Below are 18,365 nucleotides of genomic sequence, written 5' to 3' on the forward strand. Positions count from 1 at the left end.
TAGCTGAATCGAAATTGTTATCTTAGTCATACTTTTAACACCTGTAAATATTAATCTCACGCATTGCTAGCTTTGGGTTTCACCGTTTGCATACAGTACTTTAATTGCTTATTACGTATGCTGTATAAATAACTTATCCATGACCCAATTATTAAACTTTACCCTGTGAGCAACTTTTACCCTCGATTCTTTAATTTAGCTTCAAATCAATCAACTTGCATTACTTCAAATTTTAACGCACCCTTAGCTAATATCCTTTTGTAGTTTCGTTGAGATTTACGTTTGAAGCTAATTTTATAACTTGTTCTACCATTCACACCCAATACCATTGTGAGCGCGGTCAAAGCTATGAGGACTAGGTAGAATAAGTTAAACCTTCTTTGAGTGATGTTTGAGCAATTCAAATCAGGTGAATTTGGAGAAATACAAAAGTCAGGGTAAGAAAGCTCATAATTATCTGTTACTGCGATTGAGTCAGCTTGGTTAGATGATACGGTGTAAAGTGCAATTGCTTACTTGTTGACTCACGAAATAATGGATTACTCAGTTGCAATTCAAACTCTCAAACAGTCAGATCTGCTCTTGTCAGAGGTAATAGAAATTGTAGGAGATTGCAAGCTCTATGAAGTACAACAAAGTGGAGACTTGCTGTTTTCTCTATCTCGCTCAATCCTTTACCAGCAGATATCGGGCAAAGCTGCTGCTTCGATCCACAGTAGATTTTTGCAACTTTATGCTCATACTCCTTTGCCTACAGCTTTAGATATCCTCAACACTCCAGATGAAGTTTTGCGAGGAGCAGGGATTTCACGTCCGAAAATTTTGTATTTGAAAGACCTTGCTCAAAAGGTTATAGATGGATTACCTACGCTAGATGAATTGCAGGCAATGGACGATGAATCTATCATCGAAGCTTTAACACCAATAAAAGGTATTGGGCGTTGGACGGTGCAGATGCTGCTTATGTTTCGTTTACATCGGCTTGATGTTCTACCTGTCGATGACTTGGGTATTCGTGCAGGGATTCGCCGAGTTTATAGTCTACCAGAGCTTCCTAATAAAAAAACTGTAGAGCATTTAGGCCAGATGTGGAAACCCTACCGCTCCATCGCCTGTTGGTATCTATGGCAGAGTTTAGAGATCAGGATAACTAAGCAATCGCAGCAATAATCCACTGTTCTACAGATTTCCTCGCTCAACACTCCTACTAAGCATAAAATTAAATTGTCAAGGGTTGAGAATTATGTGGTTGTATTCGCAAGTTATTTTTCCACGTCTTCTCGACTGGAGTTTGTCAGTTCCGACCTTAGCTAAATATCGTCAGGAATTGCTAGCCGATGTCACCGGAGAAGTTCTGGAAATTGGGTTTGGAACTGGATTAAATTTGGCTTACTATCCTTGTAGTATTCACAAAATCACTACAGTTGACATGAATCCTGGAATGAATGCTTTGGCAAACAAGCGTATTAGTGATTCTGATATTATAGTTGAACAACTCCTGCTATCAAGTGAAAATCTCCCGATGTCAGACAATACATTTGATAGTGTAGTCAGTACTTGGACTTTGTGCAGTATTGCAAATGTACAACAAGCACTCCAAGAAGTTTATCGAGTACTAAAACCGGGTGGCAGGTTCTTTTTCGTGGAACATGGGTTGAGTGATAAGCCTAGCGTACAGTTTTGGCAGCATCGCCTCACACCAATTCAAAAAGTCATAGCCGATGGATGTCACCTGAATCGAGATATTCAAAAGTTGTTAGAACAGCATTTTGACCATGTAGAGCTAAAGCAATTCACCCCTGAAAATTTTTCAGATTTGATAGCTCATCTATACCTTGGATGTGCAACTAAGAAAGCATTATAAATTTTTGGCGGTAAGGCAATATCTAATAATTAGTTATGAAAGCCATTAATCCAATCCTATAATTTCCTTGGGGTTCTTGCATCCCCGTATTCATACTCCAGGACACTCAGCAGCTTTGATTGAAAGAAATTTCAGTTCTCAATTTAAAAAGCCCTGAGAAAAATCCAGGGCTTTATTTACAGAGAGTTTATTAAATGCCGACTTAATATATTTGTCAGCGCTTTTCTATACAAATCACTATCCCTCAATCACTGGCTAAAAAATACCGGGAAACTACCCAATTTTTACCCATCTTTTTTTGGGTAATTCTTTTATTTTTTTTAGATTTGTTTCGCTATAATAGCGGCGGTAATTAAAAGCTAGCTATCAGCGATCGCGCCTTTTTTACATCTGCAACCCAACACTCACGTTCCCCCTACCGTTGCCCCATGCTGCCTTGAGTACTGCGATCGCTACGGCTTTGCAGCGGATTAGATTGCTTTACCACTAGCAATTCATTTATGGTGCTACTTTTTCTTTGAACTGCTTTCCAGGGGAAAATGCAGGCACTCTAGTAGCTGGGATAGTCATTGCCTCATTCGTTTTGGGATTACGCCCCTCGCGCTCGGAGCGCTCGCGTCGCTCGAATGAGCCAAAGCCAACGAGCGTTATCTTCTCCCCATTCGCTACAGCCTCGGTAACGACTTCTAAAAAAGCACTAATGATTTGATCAGCTTGCTTTTTTGTGATGTTGGTCTTTGCTGCTACAGCATCCACTAATTCACCTTTGTTCATAAATCACCCTGAAGTATTGCAAATAAAGGAAATTTACTTTACCATGACTAACTTTTGTAAGGATAGGGGGAAAACGACTAATAATCACTCAGCATACGAAAATTAACAATGCACGGCTACTACTGTGGCGACTTTGAATTAATGGGTACAGCCAGTTGAGTTTTAGGAGAGCATCTGCTGTAGTTAAACGATCAGTAAAAGATTGAGCTAGATTATTTGCGTTTTTTCATGCGTGCCGAACCGCAGATTTCGCACAATTATCTCTAAAGTTCTTACTCCCAATCTTCAATCACCAGTCCACTAACGCGATTAAATTCTCTGGTGTTGTGCGTGACTAGCGTCAAGTTATTCACTAGCGCAATCGCTGCAATTAATAAATCACTTGGGCCAATGGGAGTTCCATTTACTGACAGTTCTGAGCGAATTCTCCCTGCAACTCTGGCGGCTGTTGTGTCTAATGGCAATACAGCAAATTGACTAAAAAACCTTTCCAGCAATGCTAAATTCCGTTCGCTTTGAGTACTACGGTAAGCCCCATAATAAAGTTCCATCTGCACCACAGTACAAAGATAAATGTCTTTTGGTTGCTGCTGTACCAGTCGAGTTGTTACTGCTTGGCTACTATTGTTCAATAGTCTAATACAAACATTTGTATCTAGCAGATAGGTCAAAACAGCGTCTCCCGCATTTCAAATTCTCCCTGTTCTGGTCTTTCTAAAGGTTCTCCTGCCCAACCACCAATCACTTCTTCAAAAAAACCAGGCATCCACTCTCTTTGTGATGGAGTTATAGGTTTAATGATTACTTCTACTTCAATATCACCACTTACTATCCCCGATGGAATATCCAGATGCAAAATGCCATCAGCCCCAACATGAGAACATAGTTTAATACTCTGCATTACTGGTTTCTTCCACTCATTACTTTATTTATAATTACATCGTAATTAATTTATCATCCCGTATTCTTGCTCAATCAGACTCAACAGCTTCTCCTCCACCGTAGTCAAATACGGCCGCTTCAACTCCCCCAGATACTTCAGCACAGCACGCGCAGCTTCTTCTAAATTTTCCCTTTCCCTCAGCCTACGAATGCGATCACCTACGGTGACGATTGGATAAGGCTTGGTGCCGTCATACGAGTTCGGAACGTGGACTAGATAGGTGCGTTTCAAACCTCCCACAGTCAGTATGCGATCGTGTTCGCCGATGCCAAGATTGTTTGTCTGAGCAATAGATTGATCCGGTGTTTGAGTAACAGAGCGATCTGCTATCTGTGTCGGTTTGCATGATGTCAACAGCACTCCCACTAAGGCAATGATTATAACGGTAATAAATACATTTTTTTTCATGACCTCAACATTTGGTGAAACTTCAGACCACACGAAGCAGCATAACGTTCGTGGTCAGCGGCAGCCAATAACCTTTGCTACACCACTAGCGACTTGCAAACAGTCCACTGCACCAGGGTTGTTAGCTGGCTGGCGCTACTCGTTAAAACTGGATTTTACCCAGTTTATCAAAGAAAAAGCTAGGGGTAATGTGCAAACAGAGTCAATCAACTTCGTCAAAATGATTCAATGTCATCCAATCTGGGGCAGTATCCGTCACTCGTATCAACTTCAAGCGTAGGAATGGGTAAGAGCGGTGGATTGTAATCTCCTGGCGGTAATTCGATGCCCTCTTGAGCAGCGTGTACTCCCCAATCACCATGAAATCTTAGCCGATTTGGATCACATAAGCCACGTTGAACGAAACGTGATCTCGCTAAGTGCGGGTCAACCATGCAAATAATTATCTTTATTTGCGATATCTGTGAAAGTCTTTCTAGCTGTGGTGCCCAAAGATGATGTTGAAACGCCGCTTCAGCAACCAGCGTGATTTGTTTGGTTAGCAGAAAGTCTAAAATCTCAAAAAATAAACTGTAGATACTTTGGTTAACATCTTTTCCCAAGAGATCGTGACTACTTTGCATCGTATTAACAAATCCTTCTTTGATTTCATCACGACAAATCGCTGGGCATCCTATCCTTAGTGCAAGAGTATGCGCTAGCGTGGTCTTCCCCGATCCTGGTCGCCCTGCAACAACTACAAGCAAAGGTTTGTTCATCGCGATGGATATCAATGCCGAATGACTTGTTCAAAGCGAAGTTGTTTTGAACACCAACAAACAACATTCAAACTACTGCCACCACCTGTAAACGAAGCCAGCTAACTATTTATTGTACGGAAAGTTTCCGTATATTTTTTTCTGGATGGCAGTATATCAAGCGTTACAGCTACTTCCTGTCAGGATATACGGAAATTTTCTTTTTTACATTCTTTTTAAGGGATTATACAAAATTTTTCCGTGTGCGATTCGTTTCTAAGTAAATTCATAGCCTAGAGTATGTATTGGGAACTCCTTCAATACGTATAACTGTTCCATTGATGTAAATGAAAACCCTACCTTTGAGGAGACAAATGACTCCCGAACTGCCCACAGTGAGCATACTCGGAATTATGCAGGCTAAAGCTGGCAGCAGGGCGCAATCAGTTGTAAAACAATCAGGTAACAATACTGGTGCTAATGGGGAGATGACATGGGTAAACAAGTCCTATAAAAGTGTCTGAAATTCTAGCTACAACCTGCAACTAAAATGTAGACTACATCCCTTATATTCTCGCTGCATTATGCGGAAGATAGCAGCAAACTCCGAGGAGGGGATAAACAAATTGGACTGCCCTAAATCATCAAAATAATCGAAGGAACGGAACGAATAAAAACGATATGAAGGTCTAGATAAAAGTCGAAAATTCTAGTAGGTATGACGAGATATGGAACTCCTTAATATCGGGTAGGACAGAGCGTAATTGTTCTGAGGTATTCATAAAACGCAATTTGGAGTAAAGCATGATTAGACACAGCTTAAAAGCTAGTGAATCTTGGAAAACGTTACCCTGGAAGAAATTCCGGGCAAACCCTTTTCGCTTACAAAGAAGAGTGTTCAAAGCTATTCAAGTTGGAGACAAACGTAAAGCAATGTCTTTGCAAAAGTTAATCTTGAAATCCCGTGCAGCTAGGTTTCTGGCGATTCGACAAGTAACACAGCTAAATGCTGGTAAAAAGACTGCAGGAATTGACGGCAAAAGCTCATTTACCTATCAGGAACGTTTCGGTTTGGAAACATTACTTAAAAACCAAAACAAATGGTATCACAACAGGGATTTGACTTTCTCGGTTGGCACTTTTACGTACAACAAAACGGACAACTTCGATGTGTTCCCTCAGAGGAAAACTACAAAGCTTTTCGTCAGAAGGTCAAGCAAATTGTCAACAACTCGAATTATGGCGCTCAGGTCAAAGCCCAAAAGCTAGCACCTATAGTCAGAGGATGGAGGAATTACCACAAGTTCTACAAGATGGATGGTTCACGCTTCTCGCTGTGGTTCCTAAATCGCAAGACGTATCAGGTATTTAACAAAGAAACTAAACAGGATAGGCTATCCGCCGAAAAGCTTGTAAAACAAGCATTCCCACAGGTTTCTTACTCCGAAAACCGTCATATCAAAGTTAAGGGTAATAAATCACCTTATGATGGAGACTTAATTTACTGGAGCCAACGTAACAGTAAACAATACGCTGGGAAAACCTCCACGCTACTGAAAAAGCAAAACCATACCTGTGGTTATTGTGGTCATAAGTTAACTTCCGATGAGAGGGTACACTTACACCACATTGATGGTAATCATCATAACTGGAAAGATTCAAACCTAACCGTAATCCATGAAAGCTGCCATGATTACATCCACATGAGCAAATCGGGAAGTGAAAATTACTAACCCTAAGAATATCGGAAGCTGGATGTAGCTAAAGTTACACGTCCAGATTTAACAGAGAGGTGCGAGGGATAATACCCTCAGTCAATTTTACCATAACACCCTAAATATCGGTGTTATACAGAATTTTTTTTGTTTAAGTTTCTATGCAACAATGACCTATCACTCTAAAACCCCTTTCAGTGTAACTATCCTAAATAGCTGTGTAAAAAAGCGGTCAGCTACAGGTTTTCTACATACTGTTACCGAAATCTCTGCCATTTTCGACAGATTCCTGATATCTGGGTTGTAAATTGGGTTGACTCGTAACGTAAGCATCACATCAATACCTGAATCTGCTCCCGCTACAACACCACGCCTTACGTTCGCTCTCCCCCGCTATCTGCCTCGCTAGTATCTGCTTCGCCTCAGTAACCGAACCATTTCGTAGTTCGTGAATTACTTGATGCAATCCAGTGTGGGCATTAGCTGCTCCTGCGATCGCTGTTTGTAATACTTGTGGGTTTATCATGCTTAGGAATTCTCTTATAAGCGTTCGTCCTTGACGTTGCTATAGGCATCGCTTGTTACCCAGATTCAGCTAAACTTCCTGTAGCTCTTGAGCAATCTGAATCTCTGGCATTGGCTCTAGTGGGGTAGTTACAGGCGAGTACTGGCAGTAACAGATAACTACAGCCTCAAAATCAGCACTGGGTATTTCTGAGGTATATTCCTCAACTCTAATTACTTCCCAATCTCCAACTCTGCTGTGAGTACTGGCATCGGGAAACTGTTTATCTGCAAACTTAGAAACTTTGTGATATTCTCTGAGTCTGTATCCTGGCTCAGGCAAGGGTGAATTAGAAGAGTCGTAATGTTCAGCAAGTATGCTCGTAAATGCTTCGCTTTGAGAAAGTCGCCTTTCTTTCCATCCCTCGGCTGACATTGATTCAGCTTTGAAAATAATGTACTTGCCCATAGACTGCGGAACTACTCTGACAATCTCAATTCACTCTTCAATTAAATTATTCTGATATTAGGCGAGTAGTGCAAATTTAACCATGACCACAAGCATAGCTATTGCAGAAAAGATTACCACCCTTCGCCAAGTCGAGGAAAAGCTAGGGTTAAGACTCAGTAGTGATAGTCAATTTTTTACCGAATGGATGACCGATTTACCTGCATTAAGTGAAGCAGAGCAGGCAAGATTAGAGCAAGTTCGACAAAACTATCTGTACCAAATCTCCTATGGAAGTCTTTTAGAAAAAACTATTAAAATGGTTGTCCTGTCACCATTACTTGAACTGGCTCTTTTTTACCAAGCACCCTATAGATTTCAAACCGAGGTATCCGTTGAGATTGAAGCTCAGGGAGATAATGAAGAGATTTTGCGGGGCAGAATTGATGTTTTAGTTTTGCAAGGTAGATTGTGGATTGTTCTAATTGAGTCAAAAAAGACAACCTTTGATGTAGAGTTAGCAATTCCCCAAACATTAGCTTACATGGGTGTTCATCCCCAACCAGAACAACCTTTGTATGGCATGATCACCAACGGTAGCAGCTTCTTGTTTGTCAAAACTTTAGGTAAACAGTATGGTACTTCTGATCTATTTGCCACGCGATCTCAGTACCTTAATAATTTATCTGGAGTTTTAAAAATCCTCAAGCATTTGGGTGGCATTGTTACACAGTCTTAACCTACAGCATTGTTTCGTTTTCTTTGTTGCAATAATCCTTGATTTCTGACTCCAGAACCTTCAACAATTTCTCTTCCAAGTCGGTCAAATAAGCACGGTTCACCTTCCCCAACGACTCCAAAAACTTCTGCACCGATTCTTCCAGCCCACTGGAGTATACTCGATTGACGTGATCGCTAATTAACTGCATCTCCTCACATTCCTGCGGTAAGTAGTTGAAGGACTTCAGTGCTTCAGCCCAACCGTGTACTCGCCATCGCACATTCTCACCGTGCAACTAAAGTCATTCACTGCGCTGACAATTGCCCAACACCCACCTTTACCCCTGAGTTCGGGGTTGTCCTTAGCAAGAATTTGACAGACTTCGCCAATCTGGTAGGTATTGAGTACTTGGGTTCGCTCCATGATTTGCTGCACTACATCTTTGACAGTTCTCCCAGTCGGTACTTTACCACCAACAAGTTCTACCGCCTGTTGCCATACTTCTTGCTGTTGCTGCGGTTCCAGTTTGGTCATGGGTCGGACTTGGCGTTTGCTAGTCGGCAAAATGTGATCCATTGGATCACATTTTTCAAGCAAATTATCAAAAACAATAGCCGCATTTATTAAAAGATAGGAGTGGCAACGACTATGGCCAAATCTCTCCCGGCAATATTCCTCAAACGTCTTGTGGGTCGAGCGGTACAATCTGCGATCGCGCAATTCCGCCAGTGCCTTACCTGCTTCAAAAACTGCTCTCTCCACCTTCCGCTCCAAGTGCAGGCGGTAAGCGTAGCCATGCCGTTAGGCTTATCGCGCTGTTCTTCCTCCGTCAACTCTGGAATTTCAACAGCAGTAACCGTAATTGTTGCTGTAGCTGGGTTTTCTTCAACAGAGATATTCTCAAGGTTTTGGTCATCTAGTGGTTTGCTCTCACTGGTTGAAGCAGAGGTAGTTTTTTTGCGCTTCGGTGGTAATTTGTTCATCAGTCCACCCCTGGCTGAACAGTGGGTGAACGAATATCAAGTTGTGCCATCATAAGGATGTAACTTTATTGAAATTTATTCCCCCAAACCTTTTGCTGAGGTTGGGGTTTTTTGTTTGCTTGTTACATATAGTTGGATGCCTAAGCCAGTTAAGGGGCGTGTTTCTGATTCGCTGTTCAAGAATCGAGTAGTCTATCTTGGCTTTTTGATAAGACAATCGCAAACAGGTGACAGAGTTTTCGTTGGTGGACTGTGAGTCTTGAGTTGGTGCTAATGTTGTAATAATCATCATTTCCTTTTTCGATTTTGGTGAAGGGGCGATCGCAGGTTTTGCAGACGGGCGATCGTCCTTTGAGTTAATGATTGGCTGGGAGTTTCTTTCGTCCCTCTTCAATCTTTATATACAATCTTATAGATAAAACCTAGGTAACTTATATACATTTTTATATACAAAAAGACTTAACCCTATTAACTAATCTTATATACATTTCTATAGACAGACGCTATACTCTATACAGATGTAAGTAGATGTATAGAACTATGAGTAAGCTAGCTACATTTCGAGTAGAAGATGAGCAGTGGGAAGTGTTTCAGCAAGAGGCTAAAAAGCGAGGTGTAAGCGCGTCTTCACTGCTGCAAGATTTCGTCGCTTGGGTAAATCAGGGAAATGATTTGCCTCTTGGGGCGATCGCTTCCCCTTTACTAGAAAAGGATATAGATAAGCGTATAGAAACTAAATTAGCGCCTGTTCTAAAAGAAATTGCAAAGCTACAAGCATCGCTGGGGGAATTCGCAGCCTGAGAGATAGTGGCGAAACTCTTAGGCTCGAATCACAGCCAGATTGCAAACCAATGCGCGGCGACGAATCTACGTTAACGTCCACATCTGCGGCGTCAAAATCTCCCGATGGAAGCGCTGCCCCATTGGTTGATGCCTTAGCTCAAAAGCTCATTGATGAACGCATCACCGAAGAAGAATTTTTTCAGCAGTTCCGACAGATTGTGAAACGTTGTGGATTTATTCTCTACCGCAATTCTGCCAAGGATAGGGACAAAGAAAGCTGGTATGTTACATCGCAAGGTAATGCTAGATTTGAAGTTATCAGTTCAATGGATTATCTCAACGTCATTCCTGATTGGTTGCGGAGGCAAGATTTGTTAAAGGAGTAGTTAAGCGACCAACACAAAGGAAGCTTAGAGTTGCGAGTTGAAAATATCAAAACGTGAATCAGACTATATTTAATATGAAGCTTCTCCGAATCTATGTAGATACTTCAGTTATTGGCGGTTGTTTAGATGTAGAATTTGCAGAAGAATCACAACGGCTCATAGAAGCTTTACGAAATAAAAAAGCAATCATGCTTTTGAGTGATTTAATAATTAGTGAATTAATTAATGCTCCAGTAGATGTTCGCAATATACTGCCCTCACTTAATAGTGAAATTATTGAGAATGTCCCACTAACTGAAGAAATCATAGCCTTTCGAGATGCTTATTTAGCAGCAGGAGTTGTTACTTCCAAATCTCTGAATGATGCTACTTATGTTGCTGCTGCTACGGTAGCAAGAGCCGATGCTATTGTTTCATGGAATTTTAAGCATATTGTTCGGCTTGATAAAATGAGAGCATATAACCAAATTAATCTGCTTAATGGCTATGGAATCTTAACCATTGTTTCACCCAAAGAGGTTTTATTCGATGAGTCAGACGAAAATTGAAAAAGGTTTTGATTGTCTTGAATTTAAACAGCAAGCTCAAGACAAAATTTCTTCAGAGATTAAAAATCTTACCCCTGCTGAGCAAATTGAATACTTTCGCCAACAAGCTGAATCTAGTTCTTTAAGTCAGTGGCGGAAGTCTATTAAGAATCGCTCTACTTAACTAACGTCAGCTCATCAAAATTTAAGGATACTAGTGTCTAATACATTTACGGAGTGCGTTAAAGGAGACAAGAGGGATATGTCTCTACTCGCCTCGGAGTTTAATTTCCCCCCAAGGTGAAGCGATCACCGTTGTCGAAAGTACCTCTGGTGAATTCAACCTAATCGCTGTTTCACTACAGCTAGGACATTGCACTTTCGCCAGCACCACTAACGGACGCTCTTTGTATTTTCCCATTGCAGGCTCACCACTGAACTCACTAACTATGCCCTGCTTGCAATGCCAGCACTCGAAAATTACACGTCCTACTGGTTTGTCGCAGTCCAGAAACTGCATGTGCTGACAATTCTCTGGTGGTAACTCTTCTTTTTCATCGCTATAAGTAAATATGTGCGGCTTGGCTCATTGTAGGAAATCCAAGTTTTTCTTACGGGGTACAACGGCGTTCCCGCTTCTATGAGCCGGTGGCATCACCTACGGTTGGGCCTGGGATGGTAAAGTTGGCTCATCATAAGAATCGAACAGCTATCCTTTGGGATTTGCAGCATATTCTTAAGTAATCTAATTTGTTACACATTTAATTTGCATAACTACATGTTATGGCTTTCAACAACCACAATCAGAAAATGTGCAATTCTGTTCGCGCAGAAATGTTGAATGCTGATATAAAACTTTACATTGTTAGTTACACTAAGTCTCAAAAGCTTAAATTAGTCAGCAAAACATCATCTCCTCAAACCAATGAACATAGCTGATTTTCTGACACATACAAGATTGAAGATAGGGGAATTTATCTAATAGTGTATGTCTCCATTGTTCGGGAATAGATAAAAGCTGTAAAATCAGATAAGCTGTCAAACTCACGTAAATTTATATGATAATACCATTGACGTTTTTAGTAATTAATTTGTCAAGTTTTAAGTGCATCTTTAAAAACTTCCACAAGAGTTCAACTCCCCAACGTAATCGATAAATATCTCTAATTTCATTATCATGAACATCTGCATCTCCCGACTCTGGTAAATTAGTAACTAAGCGAAATTCCGTTTTAGTTTCTAAATCACCCTTACGGGTTCGCCACTTCCTACAACGGGGGGAACCCCCGCAACGGAGTGGCTCACAAAAGTTAATGACTCTATAGGCTTGAGCATCATCAGATGCACCTACTTTGACTAATCCACTTGCATCCTCAAATTCTAGTTTCCAATTGTTTTTAATCCGCAAAACAAAGTATTTGTTTTCTGGTAATAATTCTTGGATGAATTTTAATCCTGCAAAGCCTCTATCCATTACTCCAACAGCATTATTTGGTAGACTAGACATCATTTTAGAACCAAATTTATAATCATGGTCATGCCCAAAGTTTATGAAGTTATCTGATGGACTTCCAGTAGCTAGATTTAGAGAACTGAAAAGTTTTACTTGATGGTGTCCTAGTACCCATAACAATTTACTGGTGAGAGTAATAATTGCTGAATCTATTGGACAAATTGCATATTTATCGTGTAACTTTTCTTGAACTTTTTTTATACTAATTCATTTAATTTTTGGTAAATTTCTTGAAAAGGTTTTTGGCTTCGATGTAAATTTGCTTTAGAGAAAGTAGAAATATCTACCTCAAACCCTGTGTTGTTTAATCTCTTAAATAAATCTCGCATACTTGTTAAGCTGTTATCCATAGCATCAGATAACCAGCACTTAAAGAATAGACGACTGTTCAATACTGGATAATCGTTTTTTGGCAGTCCTCTCAAGATATTTTTGACAATCTTGGGAAATGAATTTATAATCACTATCAAATAGATATACTTTAATCTTCCGCCCAAAATTTAACATATTTTGGGCTGTTTTTATCGGATTTTTATTAACATTTAACACTTTTGCTGTTCGCGCATTAGTTTATTAATTAAATTGTGCCACGATGTTGACTTGCTTTGTCTGGTTCTTCAGCCATTCTAAAAACAAATCTGAAAGAATCTTTTGACGCAGCAATTGAGTTAACTCTGGTTGAATAAGTTCCTCAACAAAAATTAGATGTATTCCTTTAGAAGTCACAATAGGCATGAGAACTTGCGGCGGGGTGCTTGCAAAGACAGCGGCAGAAACCTCAGGTTTGAGATCTACGCGACGCAATTGTCCTCGGCATCCTCCAGAACGACGGAGTTCTTTGTCCTGAATATATTGATGAGCAACCTCGTGAAAGTTCATATCACCTTCTTGAATAGAGTAAAAGAGTTCCATTGCTAGGTCTTCATCATCCAAGACGACTTCATACATTACAACTTGAGTATAGTCAAGCTGATGTTCCACAAAGAATGGCTCAACCTGATTCGCAAAAAGTTGTTGGGCTAGCTTCGAGGAGAGAACACGAATGTGAAGTAATTCTTCAAATTCATCTAGAGATAGGCAATGTTTTTGCAACCACGACCAAGTGTCGTTAGCGCGCCAAAGTCTATTCACTTGCCGGAAATTATCTGCTGCCTGTTGCAGTTCCTTAGGCTCTACTTGAATGCCCATCTTCAAGGCTGTAGACAAGATAATTTTGCGACGAATAACATCCTCAACTATAGAAGGAATTTGGCAAGCAAGTTTCATTTGGTAAACGATTTCCTCAAAGGACACCGTAATCACATCTGATATTGTAGAATTTTCCATATTACTTTCTCCTATTGACTGTCATTTCACTTAATACTTCTTCAATCTAAAATCTAAAATTATTCTGCCTACAACCAGATTTCTTCAAAGCTCTAGTCCCCCTTCTTGTAGTTTCCTAAATGGATCAAGGAGGAAGTCAATAATGCGACGCTGCCGGATAATGACCTCTGCTGTCGCGGCTTGTCCCGGAGTTAAAAGAATGCGTTGGGTCTCAGTTTGGATGTATGGTTGAGAGAAACTAACCTCCAATTCAAAAGTTTCTACAGAACCTTGAGGAGTTTCGGTAATCTTAGAATCAGGTGATATCGAAGTCACGCGACCTTCGACAATGCCATAGTCTTGAAAGGGATAGGCATCGAACTTAATTTTGACTGGTATACCTACTTTCAAGAAGCCACTCTCTCTGCTGCTCATATTCGCTTTAAGTACCAAGGGCACTCCTTTAGGTGCAATTTGAGCAATCATCTGACCTGGATGAACTACTGCTCCAGGTCGCGTAATGGGTAGCTGAAATAGGACACCATTGATTGGAGATCGAACTTCGCGCCGATGTAACTGAAATTTTAGTGTTTCAATCTGTTTTTTAGTTTGATTGATTTCCGTTTTCTCACTTGTTATCTGAGTCTCAAGTTCTTTTGTCCGTCTCTCGGTCTCAAGGAGCGTCAACTCATTTGTGTGCAAGGCACTTTGATATTGATTCTGTTGGACTTTGAGTTGGGATTCAGCTTGTCGCATATCTAAATTTGCCTGGTTTAATTTCCATTTCTCCTCATCTAAAGTACGTTGTGCTTGTACGAGTTGAATCTCCGAAACAATTCCTTGTTTCACCAAATCTTGATAACGTTCTACTTCCTTGATGTCTCTGGCAAGACGATCGCTAGCAAGTCCACGCGCGATTTTGCTATGTTGAAGCCGTTGCCGAGTTTCATCAATTTCAGCCAACTGTACATTTGCATCAGCCCTGCCCTGCTGTTGTTGAGTACGAATTGTCACCTCTATGAGTTGATTTTTCATCAGTTCTAAGCGGGAAACTCGTTCCATGTGCCCCTCAAGCTCAGTTTGGGCTTGGTGTAACTCACTGAGCATTAACTCTGAACCCAGTTCTAAGATAACTTGCCCAGCTTTGAGGGTTTGGCCTTCCTTAACCTTAATGTCAGCCACTTGTCCTTCTACCGGTGCATCTAGCTTCAAAGTCTTGCCCTTAGGTTCCAATCGTCCTCTAGCAGTGCCAACTTCATCCACTTTAGATAGCATTGCCCAAGGTAAAATGATCGCTGTAAATACAGCTAACAAGTACAGCAACCCCCGCGTCCAAATCTTAGGGATGGTGTCAATCGTCTCGTTGGTTAATGAAGACCACTCATTTTGAGCAGAGGATAACGTTAATGGCGCTAGAATCTCATCGGAGTTGCTAGCAGGGGAGACCATATCATGATCTGGGTGATACCCTTGACGATAATATCCATTTTGCTCAAATTGATTGGGTGTTTTAGGTAGGTTTGGCATAGAATTACATTGCAATCTGGATAAATGGGCACGGAGCATTGGGAAAAGGGGAAAGGGAAAGGGAAAGAATTATTCTTCTATCCCTCTACTCCCCCTGCCCCCTGCCTCTCTGCTTGCCATATGTATCAACCTTCAAGTGAAACAATATCAACCTACTGCTGTAAACTGCTGCTGGTTGAGGTAAAAGTAGTGCCCCCGTTTGTCCATGAGTTCTTCATGAGTACCCTGCTCAATTAATATGCCGCGATCAAGTACCAGAATCAGATTGGCATTACGGATTGTGGAGAGTCGATGGGCAATGATCAGGATGGTGCGATTTCGGGCAATACTGCTGAGATTTGTTTGAATAATTCGCTCAGACTCAGCATCAAGGCTACTCGTCGCTTCATCAAGAATTAGCAATCGGGGATTTCCTAGTAGGGCGCGGGCGATCGCTAACCGTTGTCGTTGCCCTCCAGACAGCATTCCTCCACCTTCACCAATTAGTGTTTCGTAGCTCAAGGGCAATTCTTTAATAAACATATGTGCTCCTGCCATTTGAGCTGCGGCAATCACGTCTTCTAATGTGGCTTCTGGATGACCAACACTAATGTTTTCACGAATCGAACCGCCAAACAGAAATGTATCTTGATCGACCACGCCAATTTGCTGCCGCAGCGATGCTAGCGAGATGCTGGTGATATCATAGCCATCAATCAGGATTTTCCCCTCTGTGGGGGGATAAAGACCCAACACCAACTTAGAAATGGTTGTTTTTCCAGATCCACTGCGACCAACTAAAGCGATAGTTTGTCCTGGCAGCACTTCAAAACTAATGTTCTCCAGCGTATTGACGTCACTTTCTGGGTGATAGCGAAACGTGACTTGATCAAAGCAAACGTGACCACGAATTGGCGGTAGCGATTGACGAGATTTGTATTCTAAATCTTCTTCAGGTTCAGCTTCAATTACATCCTCAATGCGCTCAACAGCAACTAGAACTTCTTGCAATTGATTCCATAAAACAATCAGCCGTTGGAATGGACGAATAACGTTACCGAGTAACATATTAAACGCGACTAATTGCCCAATTGTCAGTTGATTTTGAATCACTAGCCAAGCTCCGTACCACAACATGGCTGTTGTAGCCACTGCTTCGATCGTAGAGCTGATCATTAGCAGAACATTGTTAATGACCTGACCTGAAAAGATTGTTTTTAGAGATTTGTTATGCAGTTCTTCCCAATGCCAGCGTACACTCCGTTCGACAGCCATTGATTTGATTGTGCGAATCCCTGTGAGTGCTTCTATTAAATAACTACTCTCACTTGCAAACGCACTAAAGATTTGCCGTGAAACCCGCTGGAACAACGGTGTGGCAATCAGCGCTATTAAAACAAATGGTGGTACAGCGACTAACACAAGCAAAGCTAGTTTCCAACTGTACCAGAACATTAATCCCACATAGATAAATACTGTCAATAAATCGAGAAAAATTGACAGTGCTTCACCTGTAAGGAAACTTTGAATCTTGCGATTTTCCTGTACGCGGGAAATGATGTCTCCAACGTAGCGAGACTCGAAAAATCTGAGTGGCAGCCGGAAAGTATGAGTCAGAAAACCAACAATTAGTGCTAGATCGATTCGGTTAGCTGTATGGTCGAGTAGGTATTGCCGCAGTCCAGTCATTGCCACTCTAAAGAGGCTAAATATTAGTAATCCCAAGCCCACAGCAGTTAAAGTCAGGGTACTGCGCTGGACGACCACCCTGTCCAACAACAACTGAGTAAACAATGGCACGACTAATCCAAATAGCTGGATCATTATGGACGCAAACAACACTTCTATTACCACAACCCAGTGAGGTTTAAGTAACTCAAAGAAACGCCAGAAGGGTTGACTAACCTCATTAACTTCTTTGAGCAGACTTGTGGGCTGCAATAACAATGCATAGCCAGTCCAATTTTTTTTAAATTCAGTATGGCTGAGTTTACATAGCCCAATGGCAGGGTCGGCAACGATGACGCGATCGCTAGTTACTTGATAGACAACTATATAGTGCTTACCTTCCCAATGCGCGATCGCAGGCAAATTTTGTTCTGCTAGTTTGTCGAGGGTTGCTTTAATGGGGCGAGTCGAAAAACCGCTGCTTTCTGCGGCCGCCGCTAAACCTCGAAGGGAAGCACCATTGCGGTCAACGTTGGCAATGTCCCGCACGTGATTAATGCTAAAGCGTTTGCCCCAATACCGTCCAACCATTACCAGGCAAGCAGCACCGCAGTCAGAGGCACTTTGCTGGAGAAAGACTGGGTAGCGTACAGTCAGCCGCTGCAACCATTGTCCAGCTTTTACAGATGGGTTGGGGAAGTATGCCTTATTAATCTTTTTTCTAGTTTTTTGCTCAGTAGCAGTAGCAGAGAAGGAAATTTTTTCTTGCACTTCAACTGCTTTTTTACTGCTGGTTGCTGCTGATGACAGCTCATTGGCTGAACTCAGTTCAATCAGTTGTGGCAAGATATCTAACGCTGTTTCCCATTCAGATTGACTGAAACTATACAGTTCGGTAGGTTGAATGACTTGCCAGGCAAGTTCTTCAGGAGATTGGAAGGGAAGATAGAGACTTCCAACCGCAAGTTTTCGCCCTGATGGATGTAAGAGTTCTCCTCGACGGATCAACCACAACTTCTGATTGTTCAGTACAGATGCTGGGAGTTTTCCAGGTTTGAGATGGTGCTGTTTAAGGAGTGATAGTACTTGGGTCAACTTTTCAGGAGGTACATCACCTATGGAGCCTGTCTGTTTACATAACAGTAGCAAATCCCAAATTACTGCTTGCCGATAAAGATGCTCTTGGATGTTGGGATGATTGCGGATCAGGGTTTGCAAGCACTTACCAGGAAGATAACAAAGCTGAAGCTTGAAAGCAGCTCTAGCTGTATAAGTCCCAAAGGACTCCTGCCTAAAAAGTGTCAATTCACCAAATGATGACCCTGCCTCTCGTGACACAATCAAGTTATTATTGCTATCGAGCAATCTGACTTTACCCGCAAGAATGAGGTAAATTCCAACTGTTGTATCCGTTGATTGCCAAAATTGTTTTCCAGGAGTTGGCTCTAAAAACTGAATTTGTTCTAAACACTTAGAAATTTCTGGCTCTGACAGTGCTTGACTCAGAGTTTGGCTCAGTTGTTGGGCAATCTCTTGCTTTGAAAATTCTGATGGTTGTTTAAGCATAGATTTCCAACAGC

General features: G+C 41.4%; 25 protein-coding genes and 2 pseudogenes. 11 read left to right on the top strand and 16 right to left on the bottom strand.

Annotation, left to right across the window (positions count from 1 at the left end; all coding sequences use genetic code 11):
* Window positions 1-534: 534 nt before the first annotated feature.
* Window positions 535-1,170 carry a DNA-3-methyladenine glycosylase family protein gene (locus tag HCR01_RS32100; RefSeq protein ID WP_193200040.1) on the top strand — a complete coding sequence of 212 codons (636 nt, stop codon included), beginning with the start codon at window positions 535-537 and terminating at the stop codon, window positions 1,168-1,170.
* Window positions 1,171-1,243: 73 nt separating this feature from the next.
* Window positions 1,244-1,864 carry a class I SAM-dependent methyltransferase gene (locus HCR01_RS32105; protein ID WP_193200041.1) on the top strand — a complete coding sequence of 207 codons (621 nt, stop codon included), beginning with the start codon at window positions 1,244-1,246 and terminating at the stop codon, window positions 1,862-1,864.
* Window positions 1,865-2,362: 498 nt separating this feature from the next.
* Here the strand turns inward: HCR01_RS32105 and HCR01_RS32110 are convergent, their stop codons facing one another.
* From HCR01_RS32110 to HCR01_RS32125, 4 genes are all read right to left on the bottom strand, one after another.
* Window positions 2,363-2,638: an HU family DNA-binding protein gene (locus HCR01_RS32110; RefSeq protein WP_193200042.1), complete on the bottom strand. Its 276-nt coding sequence runs from the start codon at window positions 2,636-2,638 to the stop codon at window positions 2,363-2,365.
* 272 nt (window positions 2,639-2,910) lie between these two features.
* On the bottom strand, window positions 2,911-3,309 hold the full coding sequence (vapC, locus tag HCR01_RS32115) for a type II toxin-antitoxin system tRNA(fMet)-specific endonuclease VapC (protein ID WP_193200043.1): 399 nt from the start codon (window positions 3,307-3,309) through the stop codon (window positions 2,911-2,913).
* Complete coding sequence (locus HCR01_RS32120; RefSeq protein ID WP_193200044.1) at window positions 3,306-3,539, bottom strand: hypothetical protein; 234 nt, start codon at window positions 3,537-3,539, stop codon at window positions 3,306-3,308. The genes vapC and HCR01_RS32120 overlap by 4 nt, the downstream gene beginning before the upstream one ends.
* A gap of 45 nt (window positions 3,540-3,584) precedes the next feature.
* Window positions 3,585-3,989, bottom strand: a complete 405-nt coding sequence (locus HCR01_RS32125) for a hypothetical protein (RefSeq protein ID WP_193200068.1) — start codon at window positions 3,987-3,989, stop codon at window positions 3,585-3,587.
* On the opposite strand from HCR01_RS32125, the gene HCR01_RS32130 reads away from it, so the two are divergent.
* Window positions 3,988-4,269, top strand: a complete 282-nt coding sequence (locus HCR01_RS32130) for a hypothetical protein (protein ID WP_193200045.1) — start codon at window positions 3,988-3,990, stop codon at window positions 4,267-4,269. The two genes, HCR01_RS32125 and HCR01_RS32130, sit on opposite strands and share 2 nt — an antisense overlap.
* On the opposite strand, the gene HCR01_RS40945 is transcribed toward HCR01_RS32130, so the two are convergent.
* Complete coding sequence (locus tag HCR01_RS40945) at window positions 4,205-4,747, bottom strand: AAA family ATPase (protein ID WP_193200046.1); 543 nt, start codon at window positions 4,745-4,747, stop codon at window positions 4,205-4,207. The two genes, HCR01_RS32130 and HCR01_RS40945, sit on opposite strands and share 65 nt — an antisense overlap.
* Before the next feature lie 353 nt (window positions 4,748-5,100).
* Here HCR01_RS40945 and HCR01_RS32140 point away from each other — a divergent pair, with 353 nt between their 5' ends.
* The 3 genes and pseudogenes from HCR01_RS32140 to HCR01_RS32145 all read left to right on the top strand — a co-directional run bounded on the left by HCR01_RS32140 (window position 5,101) and on the right by HCR01_RS32145 (window position 6,459).
* Window positions 5,101-5,250 (top strand): hypothetical protein, encoded by a 150-nt coding sequence (locus tag HCR01_RS32140; RefSeq protein ID WP_193200069.1) that lies wholly within the window; start codon window positions 5,101-5,103, stop codon window positions 5,248-5,250.
* 280 nt (window positions 5,251-5,530) lie between these two features.
* Window positions 5,531-5,740: pseudogene (locus HCR01_RS40950) on the top strand (reverse transcriptase N-terminal domain-containing protein); the annotation flags it as partial.
* An 86-nt stretch (window positions 5,741-5,826) separates the two neighbouring features.
* A complete protein-coding gene (locus HCR01_RS32145; protein WP_413773989.1) occupies window positions 5,827-6,459 on the top strand; it encodes a group II intron reverse transcriptase in 633 nt (210 codons plus the stop codon).
* A gap of 319 nt (window positions 6,460-6,778) precedes the next feature.
* On the opposite strand, the gene HCR01_RS32150 is transcribed toward HCR01_RS32145, so the two are convergent.
* Complete coding sequence (locus tag HCR01_RS32150) at window positions 6,779-6,967, bottom strand: hypothetical protein (RefSeq protein WP_193200047.1); 189 nt, start codon at window positions 6,965-6,967, stop codon at window positions 6,779-6,781.
* Window positions 6,968-7,036: 69 nt separating this feature from the next.
* Entirely contained in the window at window positions 7,037-7,414 is a 378-nt protein-coding gene (locus HCR01_RS32155; RefSeq protein WP_193200048.1) for a hypothetical protein, read from the bottom strand.
* Window positions 7,415-7,496: 82 nt separating this feature from the next.
* Between HCR01_RS32155 and HCR01_RS32160 the strand changes: the two genes are divergently transcribed.
* Window positions 7,497-8,132 carry a type I restriction enzyme HsdR N-terminal domain-containing protein gene (locus HCR01_RS32160; protein WP_193200049.1) on the top strand — a complete coding sequence of 212 codons (636 nt, stop codon included), beginning with the start codon at window positions 7,497-7,499 and terminating at the stop codon, window positions 8,130-8,132.
* A gap of 1 nt (window position 8,133) precedes the next feature.
* Here the strand turns inward: HCR01_RS32160 and HCR01_RS39325 are convergent, their stop codons facing one another.
* From HCR01_RS39325 to HCR01_RS32170, 4 genes are read right to left on the bottom strand one after another with little or no spacing between them, the layout of a single operon-like run.
* A complete protein-coding gene (locus HCR01_RS39325) occupies window positions 8,134-8,394 on the bottom strand; it encodes a hypothetical protein (protein WP_226889797.1) in 261 nt (86 codons plus the stop codon).
* Window positions 8,358-8,690 (bottom strand): hypothetical protein, encoded by a 333-nt coding sequence (locus HCR01_RS39330; protein WP_226889798.1) that lies wholly within the window; start codon window positions 8,688-8,690, stop codon window positions 8,358-8,360. Before HCR01_RS39330 ends, HCR01_RS39325 begins: the two co-directional genes overlap by 37 nt.
* A gap of 47 nt (window positions 8,691-8,737) precedes the next feature.
* A complete protein-coding gene (locus HCR01_RS39335; protein WP_226889799.1) occupies window positions 8,738-9,097 on the bottom strand; it encodes a hypothetical protein in 360 nt (119 codons plus the stop codon).
* A 49-nt stretch (window positions 9,098-9,146) separates the two neighbouring features.
* Window positions 9,147-9,491 (bottom strand): hypothetical protein, encoded by a 345-nt coding sequence (locus HCR01_RS32170; protein WP_193200050.1) that lies wholly within the window; start codon window positions 9,489-9,491, stop codon window positions 9,147-9,149.
* 146 nt (window positions 9,492-9,637) lie between these two features.
* On the opposite strand from HCR01_RS32170, the gene HCR01_RS32175 reads away from it, so the two are divergent.
* The 4 genes from HCR01_RS32175 (at window position 9,638) to HCR01_RS32190 (ending at window position 10,977) form a co-directional block, all read left to right on the top strand.
* The gene (locus HCR01_RS32175; protein WP_193200051.1) at window positions 9,638-9,898 is read left to right on the top strand and encodes a hypothetical protein; all 261 of its coding nucleotides are present in this window, start codon (window positions 9,638-9,640) and stop codon (window positions 9,896-9,898) included.
* A 50-nt stretch (window positions 9,899-9,948) separates the two neighbouring features.
* Window positions 9,949-10,266, top strand: a complete 318-nt coding sequence (locus HCR01_RS32180) for a hypothetical protein (RefSeq protein ID WP_193200052.1) — start codon at window positions 9,949-9,951, stop codon at window positions 10,264-10,266.
* Between the two features lie 74 nt (window positions 10,267-10,340).
* On the top strand, window positions 10,341-10,814 hold the full coding sequence (locus HCR01_RS32185) for a hypothetical protein (RefSeq protein ID WP_193200053.1): 474 nt from the start codon (window positions 10,341-10,343) through the stop codon (window positions 10,812-10,814).
* The gene (locus HCR01_RS32190; RefSeq protein WP_193200054.1) at window positions 10,795-10,977 is read left to right on the top strand and encodes a hypothetical protein; all 183 of its coding nucleotides are present in this window, start codon (window positions 10,795-10,797) and stop codon (window positions 10,975-10,977) included. Before HCR01_RS32185 ends, HCR01_RS32190 begins: the two co-directional genes overlap by 20 nt.
* A gap of 84 nt (window positions 10,978-11,061) precedes the next feature.
* Here the strand turns inward: HCR01_RS32190 and HCR01_RS32195 are convergent, their stop codons facing one another.
* The 5 genes and pseudogenes from HCR01_RS32195 to HCR01_RS32215 all read right to left on the bottom strand — a co-directional run bounded on the left by HCR01_RS32195 (window position 11,062) and on the right by HCR01_RS32215 (window position 18,351).
* Window positions 11,062-11,313 (bottom strand): hypothetical protein, encoded by a 252-nt coding sequence (locus tag HCR01_RS32195; protein ID WP_226889801.1) that lies wholly within the window; start codon window positions 11,311-11,313, stop codon window positions 11,062-11,064.
* Window positions 11,314-11,691: 378 nt separating this feature from the next.
* Window positions 11,692-12,770, bottom strand: a pseudogene (locus HCR01_RS32200) (IS4 family transposase).
* Window positions 12,771-12,879: 109 nt separating this feature from the next.
* Window positions 12,880-13,617, bottom strand: a complete 738-nt coding sequence (locus HCR01_RS32205; protein WP_193200066.1) for a peptidylprolyl isomerase — start codon at window positions 13,615-13,617, stop codon at window positions 12,880-12,882.
* A 99-nt stretch (window positions 13,618-13,716) separates the two neighbouring features.
* Window positions 13,717-15,138: an HlyD family efflux transporter periplasmic adaptor subunit gene (locus HCR01_RS32210; RefSeq protein WP_193200055.1), complete on the bottom strand. Its 1,422-nt coding sequence runs from the start codon at window positions 15,136-15,138 to the stop codon at window positions 13,717-13,719.
* 147 nt (window positions 15,139-15,285) lie between these two features.
* Complete coding sequence (locus tag HCR01_RS32215) at window positions 15,286-18,351, bottom strand: peptidase domain-containing ABC transporter (protein WP_193200056.1); 3,066 nt, start codon at window positions 18,349-18,351, stop codon at window positions 15,286-15,288.
* Between the last annotated feature and the right edge of the window lie 14 nt (window positions 18,352-18,365).

The organism is Nostoc sp. MG11 (assembly GCF_014904695.1).
Classification (GTDB): Bacteria; Cyanobacteriota; Cyanobacteriia; order Cyanobacteriales; family Nostocaceae; genus Komarekiella.

Bases quoted from the DNA above. Each gene is read 5' to 3' on its own strand.
- HCR01_RS32110 (WP_193200042.1), bottom strand. From the start codon at position 2,638: ATGAACAAAGGTGAATTAGTGGATGCTGTAGCAGCAAAGACCAACATC.
- HCR01_RS32125 (WP_193200068.1), bottom strand. From the start codon at position 3,989: ATGAAAAAAAATGTATTTATTACCGTTATAATCATTGCCTTAGTGGGA.
- HCR01_RS32195 (WP_226889801.1), bottom strand. From the start codon at position 11,313: ATGCAGTTTCTGGACTGCGACAAACCAGTAGGACGTGTAATTTTCGAG.
- HCR01_RS32120 (WP_193200044.1), bottom strand. From the start codon at position 3,539: ATGCAGAGTATTAAACTATGTTCTCATGTTGGGGCTGATGGCATTTTG.
- HCR01_RS32105 (WP_193200041.1), top strand. From the start codon at position 1,244: ATGTGGTTGTATTCGCAAGTTATTTTTCCACGTCTTCTCGACTGGAGT.
- HCR01_RS32215 (WP_193200056.1), bottom strand. From the start codon at position 18,351: ATGCTTAAACAACCATCAGAATTTTCAAAGCAAGAGATTGCCCAACAA.
- HCR01_RS32210 (WP_193200055.1), bottom strand. From the start codon at position 15,138: ATGCCAAACCTACCTAAAACACCCAATCAATTTGAGCAAAATGGATAT.
- HCR01_RS32175 (WP_193200051.1), top strand. From the start codon at position 9,638: ATGAGTAAGCTAGCTACATTTCGAGTAGAAGATGAGCAGTGGGAAGTG.
- HCR01_RS32190 (WP_193200054.1), top strand. From the start codon at position 10,795: ATGAGTCAGACGAAAATTGAAAAAGGTTTTGATTGTCTTGAATTTAAA.
- HCR01_RS32145 (WP_413773989.1), top strand. From the start codon at position 5,827: ATGGTATCACAACAGGGATTTGACTTTCTCGGTTGGCACTTTTACGTA.
- HCR01_RS32185 (WP_193200053.1), top strand. From the start codon at position 10,341: ATGAAGCTTCTCCGAATCTATGTAGATACTTCAGTTATTGGCGGTTGT.
- HCR01_RS32100 (WP_193200040.1), top strand. From the start codon at position 535: ATGGATTACTCAGTTGCAATTCAAACTCTCAAACAGTCAGATCTGCTC.
- HCR01_RS40945 (WP_193200046.1), bottom strand. From the start codon at position 4,747: ATGAACAAACCTTTGCTTGTAGTTGTTGCAGGGCGACCAGGATCGGGG.
- HCR01_RS32140 (WP_193200069.1), top strand. From the start codon at position 5,101: ATGACTCCCGAACTGCCCACAGTGAGCATACTCGGAATTATGCAGGCT.
- HCR01_RS39330 (WP_226889798.1), bottom strand. From the start codon at position 8,690: ATGGATCACATTTTGCCGACTAGCAAACGCCAAGTCCGACCCATGACC.
- HCR01_RS32180 (WP_193200052.1), top strand. From the start codon at position 9,949: ATGCGCGGCGACGAATCTACGTTAACGTCCACATCTGCGGCGTCAAAA.
- HCR01_RS39335 (WP_226889799.1), bottom strand. From the start codon at position 9,097: ATGAACAAATTACCACCGAAGCGCAAAAAAACTACCTCTGCTTCAACC.
- HCR01_RS32160 (WP_193200049.1), top strand. From the start codon at position 7,497: ATGACCACAAGCATAGCTATTGCAGAAAAGATTACCACCCTTCGCCAA.
- HCR01_RS32130 (WP_193200045.1), top strand. From the start codon at position 3,988: ATGACCTCAACATTTGGTGAAACTTCAGACCACACGAAGCAGCATAAC.
- HCR01_RS32150 (WP_193200047.1), bottom strand. From the start codon at position 6,967: ATGATAAACCCACAAGTATTACAAACAGCGATCGCAGGAGCAGCTAAT.
- HCR01_RS32155 (WP_193200048.1), bottom strand. From the start codon at position 7,414: ATGGGCAAGTACATTATTTTCAAAGCTGAATCAATGTCAGCCGAGGGA.